Annotated in this window: 11 protein-coding genes; 4 read left to right on the forward strand and 7 right to left on the reverse strand. The window is 61.5% G+C overall.

Going from position 1 to position 16,502, the window contains the following annotated elements; all coding sequences use genetic code 11:
- Positions 1-274 precede the first annotated feature (274 nt).
- A complete protein-coding gene (gene araD / locus CYR52_RS12090; protein WP_072933021.1) occupies positions 275-970 on the forward strand; it encodes an L-ribulose-5-phosphate 4-epimerase in 696 nt (231 codons plus the stop codon).
- Positions 971-1,078: 108 nt separating this feature from the next.
- Here araD and CYR52_RS12095 read toward each other — a convergent pair whose 3' ends face one another.
- The 3 genes from CYR52_RS12095 to CYR52_RS12105 form a co-directional block, all read right to left on the reverse strand.
- Positions 1,079-1,825, reverse strand: a complete 747-nt coding sequence (locus tag CYR52_RS12095) for a DeoR/GlpR family DNA-binding transcription regulator (protein ID WP_072933096.1) — start codon at positions 1,823-1,825, stop codon at positions 1,079-1,081.
- 66 nt (positions 1,826-1,891) lie between these two features.
- On the reverse strand, positions 1,892-4,324 hold the full coding sequence (locus CYR52_RS12100; RefSeq protein WP_101828661.1) for a formate C-acetyltransferase/glycerol dehydratase family glycyl radical enzyme: 2,433 nt from the start codon (positions 4,322-4,324) through the stop codon (positions 1,892-1,894).
- Between the two features lie 4 nt (positions 4,325-4,328).
- Complete coding sequence (locus CYR52_RS12105; RefSeq protein ID WP_101828662.1) at positions 4,329-5,228, reverse strand: glycyl-radical enzyme activating protein; 900 nt, start codon at positions 5,226-5,228, stop codon at positions 4,329-4,331.
- 131 nt (positions 5,229-5,359) lie between these two features.
- Between CYR52_RS12105 and fsa the strand changes: the two genes are divergently transcribed.
- The 3 genes from fsa (at position 5,360) to CYR52_RS12120 (ending at position 9,339) form a co-directional block, all read left to right on the forward strand.
- Positions 5,360-6,025, forward strand: coding sequence for a fructose-6-phosphate aldolase (fsa, locus tag CYR52_RS12110; RefSeq protein ID WP_072933028.1), 666 nt, complete (start codon positions 5,360-5,362; stop codon positions 6,023-6,025).
- A 299-nt stretch (positions 6,026-6,324) separates the two neighbouring features.
- Positions 6,325-7,314, forward strand: coding sequence for a 2-keto-3-deoxygluconate transporter (gene kdgT, locus CYR52_RS12115; RefSeq protein WP_072933030.1), 990 nt, complete (start codon positions 6,325-6,327; stop codon positions 7,312-7,314).
- A 300-nt stretch (positions 7,315-7,614) separates the two neighbouring features.
- Positions 7,615-9,339 (forward strand): hypothetical protein, encoded by a 1,725-nt coding sequence (locus CYR52_RS12120; protein ID WP_072933032.1) that lies wholly within the window; start codon positions 7,615-7,617, stop codon positions 9,337-9,339.
- 50 nt (positions 9,340-9,389) lie between these two features.
- On the opposite strand, the gene CYR52_RS12125 is transcribed toward CYR52_RS12120, so the two are convergent.
- From CYR52_RS12125 to CYR52_RS12140, 4 genes are all read right to left on the reverse strand, one after another.
- Positions 9,390-9,689: a YbdD/YjiX family protein gene (locus CYR52_RS12125; RefSeq protein WP_072933034.1), complete on the reverse strand. Its 300-nt coding sequence runs from the start codon at positions 9,687-9,689 to the stop codon at positions 9,390-9,392.
- A complete protein-coding gene (locus CYR52_RS12130) occupies positions 9,682-11,748 on the reverse strand; it encodes a carbon starvation CstA family protein (protein WP_072933036.1) in 2,067 nt (688 codons plus the stop codon). Before CYR52_RS12130 ends, CYR52_RS12125 begins: the two co-directional genes overlap by 8 nt.
- Positions 11,749-12,026: 278 nt before the next feature.
- The gene (locus CYR52_RS12135; protein WP_072933038.1) at positions 12,027-13,964 is read right to left on the reverse strand and encodes an exoribonuclease II; all 1,938 of its coding nucleotides are present in this window, start codon (positions 13,962-13,964) and stop codon (positions 12,027-12,029) included.
- Between the two features lie 144 nt (positions 13,965-14,108).
- A complete protein-coding gene (locus tag CYR52_RS12140) occupies positions 14,109-16,415 on the reverse strand; it encodes an FdhF/YdeP family oxidoreductase (RefSeq protein WP_072933040.1) in 2,307 nt (768 codons plus the stop codon).
- Positions 16,416-16,502 lie beyond the last annotated feature (87 nt).

Below are 16,502 nucleotides of genomic sequence, written 5' to 3' on the forward strand. Positions count from 1 at the left end.
GAACCGGGTTTCCTGGTGTTCTATTTCGCCGCCCGACAGAACGGCCATAAAAACAACGCAAAAAAACAGAACCGGACAGGGCGTATTCTATTTATTGCCGGCGCAGCGACTAGGTAAATATTCTTAATTTATTTCGCCCGGAATGGGTGCCGCACAAAAAGACACAGATGGCGACACAGCAGGTTTCTACGCACTCTTCAGCGATTTCACCCATACCGGGCATCGGGCCGGGCTTCCAGAATAGGGCATCTGCGCAGTAACCAAGGACATGAAGATGCTTAACGAATTGAAACAACAGGTGCTGGAAGCAAACCTGGCCCTGCCGCGCCACAATCTGGTGACCTTTACCTGGGGAAATGTCAGCGCCGTTGACCGCGGACAGGGGCTGTTGGTGATCAAACCCTCGGGGGTGGAGTATGCGCATATGACGGCCGAAGACATGGTGGTGGTGGAGCTGGAGAGCGGCCGCGTGGTGGAAGGCAGCAAAAAGCCCTCGTCAGACACCGACACCCACCGGGTGCTCTACCTTAATTTTGAACAGGCGGGCGGCATTGTGCATACCCACTCACGCCATGCCACCATCTGGGCGCAGGCGGGGCAGGACATCCCGGCCTGGGGCACTACCCACGCAGACTACTTCTACGGGCCCATCCCCTGTACCCGGATGATGACCGGGGCGGAGATTGGCGGGCGTTATGAGTGGGAAACCGGCGAGGTGATCGTGAAAACCTTCCGCGAACGTCAGATCGATCCGCAGGCCGTACCGGCGGTGCTGGTGCACTCCCACGGCCCGTTTGCCTGGGGCAGTGACGCCGACAACGCGGTGCACAACGCCGTGGTGCTGGAAGAGGTGGCGTATATGGGCATTTTCTCGCGCCAGCTTACCCCGGAACTTCCGGCGATGCAGCCGCAGTTGCTGGACAAGCACTACCTGCGCAAGCACGGCAAAAATGCCTACTATGGTCAATAAGGGCCTGGGCCAATAACAGCCTGGGTTAATAACCACCGGCGCCGCCGGCCTTTATCCTCTTCCTCAGCAGCCTGCGGCAACGCGGGCCGCTGTTCTTCCAGGCCAACGTTATTCGCTGACCCGATCCACCGTAATCCCTTGCCCGATCAGGTAATCCGCATACTGCGGCGGCAGTTTGTCGTCGGTTATCACCCGGCTGAAGGCGCTGGCTGCGCCCAGCACGTTGGGGGTGATCTGGCCGAATTTCGAGGAGTCGGTCAGCACGATATTCTCGGCCCCCTTCGCCAGCAGCGCGTTGACCACATCGGCGCGCATCATGTCCCGCCCGGTAAAGCCGCTCTCCGGCGTAAAACCGTCGATGCCGACAAAGGCTTTGCTGAAATGCAGCTGCTGGATGCAGAGCCGGGTCAGCGGGCCGACCACGGTTTCGCTCTCTTTCTGGTACATGCCGCCCAGCAAAATCACATCGCACGGGGTAGCGCGCAGTAAATGGGCGATATAGCTGCTGACGGTGATAAGCGTAATGTGCTTGCGCTCCGCCAGGTAGCGCGCCAGCAGGGCATTGCTGCTGCCGCTTTCGATAAAGATGGTGTCGCCGTCATTGACCAGTGAGGCGGCAAACTGCGCCAGTTTCTGCTTCTGGGCGAAATTAGACATCATCCGCGCGTCCAGATCGTCACTTTCAATCGCGACGGCGTAACCGTGAACGCGCTTCAGGTAGCTGCGCTGCTCAAGACGGTTAAGATCCTGCCGGATAGTCACCTCAGAGACGCCGCACTGCTGGGCAAGCTCGCCCACGCTGACCCGGCGCTGTTGGTTTACCACCTGCATAATGTGTTGTTGTCGTGCGTTCATAGTGGCCCAGACAAAAAAGGGCAGCCGGGTGGCTGCCACAAAGTATCTTCTGAAAAAAGAGGTTTCTCAGAGCGTGTGTTCAGTGCGCGCAATAATATCATCCTGCGCGTCCGGCGATAAAGCCGTAAAGAACGCCGAGTAACCGGCAACACGCACCACCAGGTCACGGTACTGATCCGGCTGCGCCTTGGCGGCCAGCAGTGTGTCACGCGACACAATGTTGTACTGCACATGCCAGCCGTGGTGGACATCAAAGAACGTGCGCAGCAGCGCCAGCAGTTTTTCGCGGTCGCGCGGGTTCTCAAGCGTGGCCGGGTTCAGTTTCTGGTTCAGCAGCACGCCGCCCAGGATCGCCGAGGTCGGCAATTTCCCGAGCGAGTTGAACACTGCCGTTGGGCCGAGGGTATCGGTGCCGGAGGCGGGGCTGGCGCCTTCTGCCAGCGGCGTGCCGGCCTTGCGGCCGTCCGGCGTCGCCGGGGTGGCCGCGCCGAACGGCACATTGGCAGAGATGGAGGACGTCCCGGCGTAGTAGGTGCCGCCCACCGGGCCGCGGCCGAAGCGGGTGTTGTGGTACTGCTTCAGCTCATCGATGTAGGTCTGGTAGGCGCGCACCAGCAGGTCATCCACCTCATCGCGGTCATTGCCGTATTTCGGCGCGCCGTTGACCAGCCGCTGGCGCAGTTTCTCGCCGTCCAGCCCGCTGAAATCGCTGGCCAGCGCCGCCGCCAGCTGTTGCTGGCCGATAATACCCTGTTCAAACACCAGCGTACGCACCGCCGCCAGGCTGTTGCCGAGGTTCGCGATGCCGACCTGCAAGCCGGAAACCCAGTCATATTTTGCGCCGCCCTGTTTGATGCTTTTGCCGCGCTCAATGCAGTCATCCACCAGCGCGGAGCAAAGGATGTCATGGGCATTCTCCTCCAGCACGGTATCCACCACGCACTCAATCTCAATCGACTTGCGGGTGTAGTAGCGGATCTGGCGGTCCCAGGCGGCCATCACCTCGTCAAACCGGGTGAAATTGCCCTGTGACAGCCCCTGTTCTTGCGGCAGGAACACCCGGCCGCTCTGGCTGTCGCGCCCCTGTTCCAGCGCCGCCAGCATCACGCGGGCGAAGTTAATGAAGCTCATGCCGGTGCAGCGGTAGCCCCATTTGCCGCCTACGGCGGTTTCAATGCAGCCGATGGCGGCATAGTCGTAGGCATCCTCGCGCGAAACGCCCAGCTTGATAAACTCCGGGATCACGATCTCATCGTTGTTGAACGCCGGCATCCCGAAGCCACAGCGGATCACCTGCACACAGGCATCCATAAAATCATCGCTGATCCCGCTGTGGTAACGCACGCTGAGGTTCGGTTGGGTGGAGCGCAACCGGCCGCAGGATTCCAGCACCACATAGGAGAGCGGGTTAACCGCATCCACCGCCCGGCCGTCTGCCCAGCGCTGGCCGCCGATGGTGACATTCTGGTAGAGCGGGCTGCCGGCCGAGGCTTTGGAGTGGCTGCCGGAGCGGATCTTGTTCACTTCCAGCAGTTTCAGCCAGCAGCTGTTCAGCAGCTCAATCGCCTGTTCACGCGGCAGCGCGCCGGTCAGCTCGACATCCCGCCGGTACCACGGGTAGAGGTACTGGTCGAGGCGGCCGAAGGAGACGGAGTGGCCGTTGGACTCAATCTGCAACACCAGTTGCACGAAATAGCAGAGTTGCAGCGCCTGCCAGAAGGTTTGCGGCGGCTGGTGGGCGATCAGTTCACCGTTGGCCGCGATCGCCTGCAATTCGTCGCGGCGGGCAGGGCGCGTCTCTTCCGCCGCCATACGCCGCGCCAGATCGGCAAAGCGCAGGATGTGGTCACTGAGCGCGGCCAGGGTAATATCAATTGCTTTCAGGAACTGCTCTTTATGCAGGTCTTCCCAGTCGGTGAGCGCCAGCCGCTCGCGGCGTTCACTGACTTTTTCGCGCAGGCCGTCCAGCCCGAGCTCCAGCAACAGCGGGTAGTTCACCGCCAGGTGGGCGTCGCCGGAGGTCATATTGCCTTCGGCCTTGATAATGCCTGCCTCCAGCAGCGCTTTCTGTTCGTCCGTGAACATGCCGTAGCAGCGATCCTGTACCGTCTGGCCGCGCCACCACGGGCAGACCTGATGCAGCACGGTTTTGTCCTGCTCGGAAACGGCGAACCCGGCACCGGGGCGGTCGGCCAGATCGTCGATCTCTTTCTCAATCCAGTTGACGGTGTATTCCGGGAAAATTGGCGCGGCGCGCACCTGGCTCGCCTGGTTGCCGACAATCAGCTCGTCATGCTTAATCCAGATGGTGCGTTGTGCCAGGTGGTGCGCCAGGGCCAGCGCGCGGCGCACCGGCAGTGGTTTATCCTGGTGCTGCTGGTACATCTCGGTGTAGTGCTGCGCCCGCTCGGTGCAGATCGGCGGTTTGACAATCGCGACCAGCGCCGCCTTGTGGGCGCGGATACGGTCACTCAGGGTATCAAGGTTGAGTTGGGTCATGGTGCTATCCTCTTAACAGGGCGTCCAGGCCGCGCTGCCGGGCATAATGCCGGGCAAAGGCCAGCAGCGCCGGGTCATCCAGCGGCGTGGCCGGTGCGGTGTAGGGCTGGTTCAGCAAGGCATACTTATTGATGCCGAGCGTGTGGTAAGGCAGAAAATGGATCTCTTTGCAGGGCGTCTCGTCTGCGGCAAAATCGATGATGGCGCGCAACGAGTCATTATCCGCGTTGAAACCGGGAATGACCGGCACCCGCACAATCACCGGCACCCCGGCCTCTGCCAGGCGGCGGAAATTGGCCATCACCCGCCGCGCGGAGCCGCCGGTCCAGTCGCGAAAGCGCGCGTCATCAACGTGTTTCAGGTCAGCGAGCAGCAGTGACAGGTGCGGCAGGGAGGGCGCAATGTAATGCCACGGCACATGCAGGCAGCTCTCCACGGCGGTGTGCAGCCCTTCGGCCCGGCAGCGCTGCAACAGGTCAGCGCAGGCGTCCGGCTGCATAAAGGGTTCGCCGCCGGAGAGCGTGATGCCGCCGCCGCTGCGCTGGTAGAAAGGCCGGTCACGCAACAGGGTCGCCATGACGGCGTCCCTGTCCAGCGCCTCGCCGCACAACGACAGCGCGCCGCTCGGGCAACCGGCCGCCAGCACCGGCAAATCTGCCTCTGTCAGGCGTTCACGGTGCAGGGTCAGGTGATCCTGCTGATGCGTCACTGCCTCCGGGCAGCGCTGGCTGCATTCGCGGCAACCGGCAATGCACAGGCGCGGGTCAAACAGCAGGTCGGGCGTGCGGGCGCGGCTTTCCGGGTTCTGGCACCAGCGGCAGCTCAGCGAGCAGCCTTTTAGAAACACCACGGTGCGGATGCCGGGGCCATCGTGGGTTGAGTATCGTTGAAGATTAAACAGCATAGCGCCTCCATTTCGTTCGGAGATTAAAATGGTTTCGAACGAAAGTTATATTGACGCGGGTCAAGAAGAGGGCGGCTTTATCCGTTACCATGCGGGCAGTGTGACGTTACCCAATTAATCAGGAGAGTGAGATGGAGCTATATCTGGATACGGCAGACGTGAATGCCGTCAAACGCCTGGCGCGCATTCTGCCGCTGCATGGCGTCACCACCAACCCAAGCATTGTGGCCCGCGCCGGGAAACCGCTGTGGGACGTGCTGCCCGCGCTGCGGGATGCACTGGGCGGCACCGGCAAACTCTTTGCCCAGGTGCTGGCAGAGGATGCAGACCACATGGTGGCCGAAGCGCAGATGCTGACGCAGCGGGTGCCGGGGCTGGTGGTGAAAGTGCCGGTCAACGGCGAGGGGCTGGCAGCGCTGAAGACGCTGAAAAGCCTCGGCATCCCGACGCTGGGCACGGCGGTTTACGCCGCCGGGCAGGGGCTGCTGGGCGCGCTGGCCGGGGCGGAGTATGTGGCGCCCTATGTCAACCGGCTGGATGCGCAGGGCAGTGACGGCATCGCGATGGTGCGCCAGTTGCAATCGTTGCTGGACCAGCACGCACCGCACGCCAGCGTGCTGGCGGCCAGCTTCCGTACCCCGCGCCAGGCGGTCGATTGCCTGCTGGCCGGTTGCCGTTCGATTACCCTGCCGGTGGATGTGGCAGAGCAATTGTTTACCGCCCCGGCGGTAGACGCCGCGATCCAGGCCTTCGGCAATGACTGGCAGGGCGCATTCGGCACCCGTGTGCTGAGCTGACGCCGCCCTTGCGCGGTAAGCCTGCCGCCCGGCAGGCTTTTTTTGCCTCCCCCGTTGCTGCTTTTCCCGCCATTTTTGAGAAAAATGAGATCGCAATGAGATTTTTTAGCCTGCCTGACCAGAGGTGAACTGCCTGCGTCACAAAAATAGAAACGGCGTTTCAAAATTGTGGGTGAGATCATTTTTATTCACCATGTAAACGGTTAACTTACTCAACCATTGGCGCATGAATGAATAAGGCTCGCTGGACACAGTGGCCGCGCATCCGTTTTCTTAGTTCTCTGAGGCGAAAAAGTCCCATGCAAATTAAACGTGCGATAGAAAAAATTCCGGGCGGTATGATGCTGGTGCCGCTGTTTCTCGGTGCGCTGTGCCATACCTTTGCGCCGGATGCCGGAAAATATTTTGGCTCCTTTACCAATGGCCTGATCGCCGGTACGGTGCCGATCCTGGCGGTCTGGTTCTTCTGTATGGGGGCGTCGATCAAGCTCAGCGCCACCGGCACCGTGCTGCGCAAGTCCGGCACGCTGGTGGTCACCAAAATCGCGGTCGCCTGGATTGTGGCGGCGATCGCCTCCCGGATATTGCCGGAAAACGGCGTCGAAATCGGCTTCTTTGCCGGGCTGTCAACGCTGGCGCTGGTGGCCGCGATGGACATGACCAACGGCGGGCTGTACGCCTCTATCATGCAGCAGTACGGCACGAAAGAGGAAGCGGGGGCCTTCGTGCTGATGTCGCTGGAGTCCGGCCCGTTGATGACCATGGTCATCCTCGGCACGGCGGGCATCGCGTCCTTTGAGCCGCATGTGTTTGTCGGGGCGGTGCTGCCGTTCCTGGTGGGCTTTGCGCTCGGCAACCTCGACCCGGAACTGCGTGATTTCTTCGGCAAAGCGGTGCAGACGCTGATCCCGTTCTTCGCCTTTGCCCTGGGCAACACCATTAACCTGAGCGTGATTGCCCAGACCGGCCTGCTGGGGATCCTGCTGGGTGTTATGGTGATTATCATCACCGGTATCCCGTTGATCCTGGCCGATAAATTCCTGGGAGGCGGTGACGGCACCGCCGGTGTGGCAGCCTCCAGTTCGGCGGGTGCCGCTGTGGCCACCCCGGTGCTGATCGCTGAAATGGTACCGGAATTCCGCAGCGTGGCCCCGGCTGCCACGGCGCTGGTGGCGACATCGGTGATTGTGACCTCCGTCCTGGTGCCGATCATCACGGCAATCTGGTCAAAAAGGGTGAAGAGTGCCCACAAAACCAGCCTCGACCAGCAGGCGGCGCGCATTAAATAAGCCATTTATATCCGTTATCTGAACACCCCGCCCTCACCAGGCGGGGTTTTTTATGGCCCGCCCCCCCGGCGCAGGGCGTTTTCCTCCGGCGCTATCCTGCTGTTTCTCCACGCCCTGTTTTGCTTAAACATTAACAGTGTTGTTTATTGATGTTTGTTGACTCCTCACTGCCCACGGTTTCGCTAGTCTTTGGCTTGCTGGGAGGCGAAAACTCATTATCGCCCCTTAAGTTAGCGATTCGTACCTGCCACGGGGTTTTGTGATTACGCAGGTGTTCATAGTGAACAGGAGGAAGTAACCATGGCTACACAGTGCCTTGATATCGTCGCTTTACGTAAAATTGAACCGACCACCGATGGCGAAACCATTAACGTCGCCAGTTACTACAGCAATGTCACCTACACCGACAGCATCCCCAACGGCGGCGGCCTTTTTGCCTATGACGCCAAAGACACCACCAGCGTGGACAATGGCGGCTCCGTGATCGTCACCCCTGGCGGCAAACGCTGGAAACGCATGGAAAACCAGTTGTTGCCGGTGCATTTCGGTTGCCGCCCCGGCGGCAGCATCGACTGCACCACGCAGATGAAAGCCTATGTGGCGGCGTCTGCCGGTAAAGTGGTGGATTTCCGCTTCGGCCCGTGGCGCGTCAGTGCCACCATCGACCTGACCAGCGTCACGCGTATCATCGCAGACCAGGCGGGCCGGTTTAAGGTCAGGCCGAGCGGCTTCGTCGGCGATTATGTGCTGACACTGGGGGATCCGACCAAAGCAGCCAACGCGGGGCGCACCAGCCGCCAGATCATTGACGGGTCATTAGTGGTGGAGTGCGACAGTCGCGATACGGTGCTGAACGGCATCTATATGAAAGGCCAATGGTTTGTCGGTGAGCATGTCCGCGCGCAAGGGTTTAACGGTATCGGTATCCACCAGGACACCATCTGGGACTCCACGTTCCAGCGGCTGAGCGTAGAGCGCTGCGGTAACCTGAACGATTACGCGCTGGTGATGGGGTCAGATTCGGATACCCAGAACGCCACCCACATTGTCTCTGTGCAGTGTGAGCAGGCTTACCACCGCGGCATCAAAATCGCCAATAAAGTGCGGAATGTGATCAACAACATCCACGCGGAACGGCTGATTATCCTGACTGAGGATGACGGCACCACCGGGCTGGCCTCCGGCCTGAAATACCTCAACCACAGCATCGTCACCGGCAACTCGATTATCCAGCAGGTGATCATTGACGCCGACAAACTCGATAACACCACCCAGCAGACGGTTGGGGTGTCGCTGGTGCCGTCGATCTACCTGGCGGCTGACCGCTCTGAGTTCCGCAACTGGAACTGCGGCTCCTCTGTGGTCAGTACCGCCTACGGCACCAAATCGGTGTTCTCGACCTGTCTGTTCAGCTCCTGGTACATCAAGGCGCCGACCTATGACATCACCGTGGTGGAACCGGCTGTCTCCAACGTGCTCCAGGTGGAATCGGACATGGACATCATCAACCCCACGGTGGCGAACCTGTCGTTCTTCTACAACGCCGGGAAGGTGAAGGTCATCAAAGGGAATATCACCAACGTGAGTTTCCCGAACAATATCCGGGGGGATATCACCTTCATGGGCAGTTACATCAGCGGCAATATCACCGGAACCAAAGTGCCGGTGGCGGGGTATGCGCCGGTGACCTTCACGGACTGTAACTTTACCGGCACCATCAGCGGGGCTTACCGCCAGAGCGCCATCATCAACGGCGGGCGCGCGGCCAAGGTGGATCTGGTGAACGGTGCCTCCATTGTGTTTAACAACGTGCTGATGGACAGCTTCAACTACACCGGCGAACGGGGCTTCGTGACCCGCGGCTGCCGGGCCACCACGGTGACAAAATGGGCAACGCCGTCCGGCACCAACTACCCGATCGGGACAATCACCGAACGGCTGGGGGCGGACACCACCGGCTCCGGGATCATGTTTGTGAATACCGATGGGGCGCTGAGCTGGTCTTCCATCGCCAAAGTGGCGTAGGCCTTGCCGCCAATAAGAACGGCTCCTTACGGAGCCGTTTTTTTTTTGCCTCAGCAGGGGCATTTACCCAGCTTCCCGCCCTGGCTGGGGAAGCGCGCCTCCAGGCAGTAACGGTGGAAGGCGCGCTCACTCATCGGCGCCTCATTGGGGTGGTGCAGCCGGTGGTGGCGCAGGTACGCCTGATAATCATGCACGCCGACCATCAGCCGGAAACTTTGCGCCAGGCGGCGGAAAACCAGGCGCACCCGGCCGTGCAGGCTCTGCGGCGGGGCCTCTGCCAGCGGGTGGCAGGCACTGACCGTCAGCACCGTCCGGCGCGGTACGGCCAGCAGCAGGGAGCGATCAGCCATGTGTTGCCTCCCGGCGCAGGCGCACCTCGGTTTCATGGGTGGTCGGCTTGCTGGACTGCAACGCCCGGCGGATAACAAAGAACGCGGCCACCAGCATCGTCACGGCCACCAGCATAAAGAACCCACACAGCGCGGCGTTAATCTGGTTGGCAAACACAATGGTTTCCATGTCTTTCAGTGATTTGGCCGGGGCGATCACCGTTCCGGCGTCAATCCCGGCGGAGAACTTCCGCGCCTGCGCCAGGAAGCCGATCGCCGGTTTCTCATGGAAAATTTTCTGCCAGCCGGCGGTCATCGAGGTGATAAACAGCCAGGCGGTCGGCAGCAGCGTCACCCAGGCGTAGCGCTGTTTTTTCATCTTGAACAGCACCACGGTGCCGAGGATCAGCGCCATCGAGGCCAGCATCTGGTTGCCGATGCCGAACAGCGGCCACAGGGTGTTGATGCCGCCGAGCGGGTCGATCACCCCCTGATAGACGAAGAAGCCCCAGCCGGCCACAGCGACCGTGGTGCCGGCCAGGTTGCCGAGCCACGAGCGGTTATTCGCCAGCCCCGGCACCACCACGCCTGCCAGGTCCTGCACCATAAAGCGGCAGGCACGGGTACCGGCATCCACCGCCGTCAGGATAAACAGCGCCTCAAACAGGATGGCGAAGTGGTACCAGAACGCCATCATGGCGCGGCTGTTAAATACCTCGGTGATGATATGGGCCATGCCGACGGCAAAGGTCGGCGCGCCCCCGGCACGGGAGAGGATCGAGGTTTCGCCGACGTCACGCGCAATCTGCGTCAGCAGATCCGGCGTTACCACAAAGCCCCAGCCGTTGATCGCCTGTGAGGCGCTCTCCACTGTGGTGCCGATCAGCGCAGCCGGGGAGTTCATGGCGAAGTAAACGCCGGGGTCAATCACTGAGGCGCAGATCAGCGCCATGATCGCCACAAAAGACTCCATCAGCATCGCGCCGTAACCGATAAACCGGATATGGCTTTCACGCTCAATCAGCTTCGGCGTGGTGCCGCTGGACACCAGCGCATGGAAGCCGGAAATGGCGCCGCAGGCGATGGTGATAAACAGGAACGGGAACAGGCTGCCGGCAAACACCGGGCCGGAACCGTCGATAAAGCGCGACACCGCCGGCATCTTCATCTCCGGCATGGCGAACACAATGCCGACCGCCAGCCCGACAATCACGCCAATCTTCAGGAACGTGGAGAGGTAATCACGCGGGGCCAGCAGCAGCCACACCGGCAGCACGGAGGCCACAAAGCCATAAATCACCAGCACCCAGGTCAGCGCGGTGCCGGACAGGGTAAAGAACGGCCCCCAGTAGGGGTCTTGCGCCACGTTGCCGCCGTAGATAATCGCCAGCATCATCAGCACAAAACCGATAACCGAGACTTCCGCGATTTTGCCGGGGCGGATAAAGCGCATATAGACGCCCATCAGCAAGGCAATCGGGATGGTCGCGGCGATGGTGAACAGGCCCCACGGGCTGTCAGCCAGCGCCTTGACCACCACCAGCGCCAGCGCCGACAGGATGATGATCATCACCCCCAGTGCGCCGAGCATGGTGATAACCCCGGCGAATGCGCCCAGCTCCTGCTTCGCCATTTCACCCAGCGAACGACCGTCGCGGCGGGTGGAGATAAACAGCACCAGGAAATCCTGTACCGCCCCGGCCAGCATCACGCCGATCAGGATCCACAGTGTGCCGGGCAGAAAGCCCATCTGCGCCGCCAGGATCGGCCCGACCAGCGGCCCGGCCCCGGCAATCGCCGCGAAGTGGTGGCCGAACAGCACCCACTTATTGGTCGGCACATAGTCCAGCCCGTCGTTGTGGCGCTCCGCCGGGGTCATGCGGCGGTCATCCAGCTCAAACACCCTGGTGGCAATGAACCGGCTGTAAAAACGGTAAGCGATGCTGTAACAGGCCACGGCGGCCACCACCAGCCACACGGCGTTGACCGCCTCGCCACGGCTCAGGGCCAGCATGGCAAAGGCCACCGCACCGAGTAACGCCACCGCTAACCAGATAAGCCTGGTTTTGACGTTGTTCATGGAAACTGCTCCTTGTATCTGTAGGGGGAGGAAGGGGAAATGCACAGCCGGGGCACGCGCGTCATGCGCCGGTAACAGCCTGTAACCCCGGCTAAACCTTTGTAACCTGTTAACCATAGGGATTGTGGCGCGCTTGAGAAGCAGGGCAGCGAAGAAGTGTGAGGCGGGCAGGATTTTAGCCGGAGAAACCGGCCGGGTGAGAAACCGGCCGGGCGCAGGCAAAAAAAATCCCGCACCGGGGTGCGGGATGATCAGGCCAGTGCCGGAGGGGGATCCGGTCAGGCAGCCGGGCGGGCGATCACGTTGCGGTTTTCCATGCGCACTTCGGCGATTTCAACCTCGATCACGTCGCTCTGGCGGTAGGCGACTTCGCCTTTGATCTGCACGGTGCCGGTTTCCTGGCTGCATACCAGCTCGTCACGCACGGCGTGCAGGAACGGGGCCGGGATAAAGGCCACTGCGCCGTTGTCCAGCAGGCGCACACGCAGGCCGCCGCGGGTGACGTCAATCACCTCGGCGCTGAAGCGCTCGCCGCTGCCGACTTTCGGTTGCAGGTAACGGGCGTAGAGCCAGTCACCCACATCGCGTTCTGCCATGCGGTTCAGGCGGCGGCGGTCAGCCAGCTGTTGCGTCATCTCAGCCTGCGGGCGCTCGGCACCCTGTTCCAGGATGATTGCTTTCAGCAGGCGGTGGTTGACCATGTCACCGTATTTACGGATCGGTGACGTCCAGGTGGCGTACGCTTCCAGGCCAAGGCCGAAGTGCGGGCCCGGCTCGGTGGCGATCTCCGCGAAGGTCTGGAAACGGCGGATGCGGCTGTCGAGGAACGGCGTCGGCTGGGCATCCAGCTCACGGCGCAGGGTGCAGAAGCCCGGCAGGGTCAGCAGCTCGGCGGCGTCCGCCTTGATGCCGTTGGCCTCCAGGATCGTGACCGCATTCTCAACCAGCAGCGGGTCAAAGCCGGTGTGCACGTTGTACACGCCGAAGCCGAGGCGGTCACGCAGCACGCGGGCGGCGCAGACGTTGGCGGCAATCATCGACTCTTCCACAATGCGGTTGGCGATGCGGCGGTGCTCCACCACGATCTCCAGCACATTGCCCTTGTCACCCAGCACAAAGCGGAAGTCCGGGCGGTCTTTGAACACCAGCGCGTGCTGTTCACGCCACTGGCTGCGCAGGTCACACACGCGCTTCAGCAGGCGGATTTGTTCAGCAATCGCGTCATTTTGCGGCTGCCAGCCGCCTTTCTCTTCCAGCCAGTCAGAGACCTCGTCGTACACCAGTTTGGCTTTGGACTCGATGTTGGCGGCAAAGAAGCGGATGTCATCACCCAGGCTGCCGTCTTCACCCAGCGTCACGCGGCAGGCCAGCACCGGGCGCAGCACGTTCGGGCGCAGCGAGCAGAGGTCATCGGAGAGGTCACGCGGCAGCATCGGGATGTTAAAGCCCGGCAGGTAGTTGGTGAAGGCACGGATGCGCGCGGCGTTGTCGATGTCACTGCCTTCGCTGACGTAGGCGGTCGGGTCGGCGATCGCCACAGTGAGTTGCAGGCGGCCGTCGGCCAGCGTCTCGACATAAAGGGCGTCATCCATGTCTTCGGTGCTGGCGCTGTCGATGGTCACGAACGGCAGGGCGGTGAGGTCTTCACGCGGCGGCTGGTCAGCCAGCATTTCGGTCGGCGCTTCGGCCTCCGGCGCTTCGCGCTCGAGGTTGTGGCGCGCCAGCGTCACCCACCAGGGGGCGAAATCGTCTTCACCAAAGGTAATGTAGGCGGTCAGGTCAGCGTAGAAGCTGCGGTCGCCTTTCAGCGGGTGGCGGCGCATCTCAGCAACGGCCCAGTCACCCTCTTTGAAATCATGTTTTACATCGCGTGCCGGGCGGCACTGGATGGCGTCTTTCAGTAACGGATGGTCCGGCACGATCGACAAACGGTCATCTTTTTTCTGTACCCGGCCGACAAAGCGCGTCAAAAACGGCTCAACCAGCGTTTCCGGGTCAGCGACTTCGCGCTCTTTCTCGGTATGGAGGGCAGCGATTACCCGGTCACCGTGCATCACTTTCTTCATGTACGGCGGGGGAATGAAGTAGCTTTTCTGGCCATCCACTTCCAGGAAGCCAAAGCCTTTCTCAGTGCCTTTGACCACGCCTTCCGCGCGGGGAGTCTGAGAGTGGAGTTGCTGTTTTAGCTGTGCAAGCAGCGGGTTATCTTGAAACATAGCGTCCCGGGCATGGGTTAAAGGTGGCGTAAATCGCGGCTGACAGTTTTACGCGAATCAGCCGCGACGGGCAAGCGCTTTAGCCGCAATCCCCTGCGAAAAAAGCGCCTTTGGCACGCCCCCGGCCGGGGCCGGGAAACCGCATCAGGCGATGCGGCGGAGGTCCCGTTGTTCGCTGCGGCGAATCACCACCGGCACCGATTTGGAGGTCGGGGTATGGGTGCCGTCACCGAAGCTGGACATCGGCACCAGCGGGTTGGTTTCCGGGTAGTAGGCTGCCAGGTTACCGCGCGGGATGTCATAGCTCACCAGCTTGAAGCCGGTCACCACGCGCTCAACGCCGTCGTGCCAGATTGTCTCGATGTCAACCAGCTCACCCTCTTTCAGGTCCAGCGCCGCCATGTCCTGCGGGTGGATGAACAGCACTTCACGCTGGCCATACACGCCGCGGTAGCGGTCATCCAGGCCGTAGATGGTGGTGTTGTACTGGTCGTGCGAACGCAGGGATTGCAGGGTAAACGGCGCTTTTTCACCGTTCGGCATCGGGATCACCGCATCCGGCAGCGGGGCGCTGCTGAAGTGTGCCTTGTTGCCCGGCGTGTTGAAGCGCAGCTCTGCCGCCGCGTTGCCCAGGTAGAAGCCGCCTTTGATGTCACAACGGGCATTGAAGTCGTGGAAACCGGGGATGGTGGCTTCAATGTGGTTGCGGATCAGGTTGTAGTCAGCGGCCAGCGCCATCCAGTCAAGGTACCGGGTGCCGAGCACCGCATCCGCGATGCCGCAGACGATGGCGGTTTCAGAGCGCTGCATGTCGGAGATCGGTTTGCCCACGCCTTCGGAGGCGTGCACCATGCTGAAGGAGTCTTCCACGGTGATGAACTGCGAGCCGGTGGCCTGCATGTCAAGCTCAGTGCGGCCCAGGGTCGGCAGGATCAGCGCATCTTTGCCCGGCAGCAGGTGGCTGCGGTTCAGTTTGGTGCTGATCTGCACGCTCAGGTCACAGGCCTGCAAGGCGGCGGCGGTGCGGTCGGTGTCCGGCGCGGCGGCCGCCAGGTTGCCGCCCAGGGCGATCAGCACTTTCACTTCGCCGCGCAGCATCGCTTCCAGCGCTTCCACGGTGTTGTGGCCTTTTTCACGCGGCGGGGTGAAGTTGAAATGCGCCGCCAGGCTGTCCATCAGCGCGGCCGGGGCTTTCTCATCGATGCCCATCGTGCGGTTGCCTTGCACGTTACTGTGGCCGCGCACCGGGCAGAGGCCGGCGCCCGGTTTGCCGAGCTGGCCGAACAGCAGTTGCAGGTTCACCACTTCACGGATGGTCGGCACCGAGTGCTTGTGCTGGGTCAGGCCCATCGCCCAGGTGCAGATCACGCGTTCTGCGCCTTCATAAATGGTGGCCGCTTCGCGCAGTTCCTGCTCGCTCAGGCCGGACTGGCTGACGATGTGATCCCAGGAGGTGGCATCCACCGCGTCGAAATAGGCTTCCACGCCTTCGCAGTTCTGGTCGAGGAACGCCTGGTCGAACAGGCCCGGCTCACCGGCCGCCAGCTTCAGGCGGTGGCGCTCCAGCAACACTTTGACCATCCCGCGCACGGCCGCCATGTCACCGCCGAGGTTCGGCTGGTAATAGGCGGAGCTGATGCGGCCGGCTTTGGTGGTGATCACTTCCAGCGGTTTCTGCGGGTCAGCAAAACGCTCCAGGCCACGCTCACGCAGGGTATTGAAGCTCACCACGCGTGCACCGCGGTCGGCGGCATGGCGCAGGCTGTGCAGCATACGCGGGTGGTTGGTGCCGGGGTTCTGGCCGAAGACGAAAATCGCGTCGGCTTTCTCGAAGTCTTCCAGGCGGATGGTGCCTTTGCCGACGCCGATGCTCTGCTTCAGCGCCACACCGCTCGCCTCGTGGCACATGTTGGAGCAGTCCGGGAAGTTGTTGGTGCCGAGCATACGGCCGAAGACCTGATAAAGGTAAGAGGCTTCATTACTGGCGCGGCCGGAGGTGTACAGCTCGATCTGGTTCGGGTTGTCCATCGCCTTGATGTGTTCGGCAATCAGCGCGAAGGCGGCTTCCCAGCTTACCGGGCGGTAGCGGTCAGTGGCACGGTCATAACGCATCGGGTGGGTGATGCGGCCCTGGTACTCCAGGAAGTAGTCGCTCTGCTCGCGCAGGGTGGTCACGCTGTGTTTGGCGAAGAATTCCGGCTCTACCGCTTTGCGGGTCGCTTCCCAGGTCACGGCTTTCGCGCCGTTCTCACAGAAGCTGAAGGTGCTGTGGTTATCGTCACCCCAGGCGCAGCCGGGGCAGTCAAAACCGCGGCCTTTGTTGACGCGCATCAGGTTGCGCAAATTGGACAGGACTTTTTTGCTGTCAAAAACATAACGGGTGGTGGACTCAAGCGCGCCCCAGCCGCCCGCAGCGCCGGTGTACGGTTTAATAGCAGGTTTGAATTTCATTCGATGTGTTGTCGCAGGTGTAGTTGTTTCAGAAACGTAAACACTTTTTTAAGCGTTTGCATAATTTATGTCGCAATTCTAGGGAGT

It is taken from the genome of Chimaeribacter arupi, assembly GCF_002858805.1.
Classification (GTDB): Bacteria; Pseudomonadota; Gammaproteobacteria; order Enterobacterales; family Enterobacteriaceae; genus Chimaeribacter; species Chimaeribacter arupi.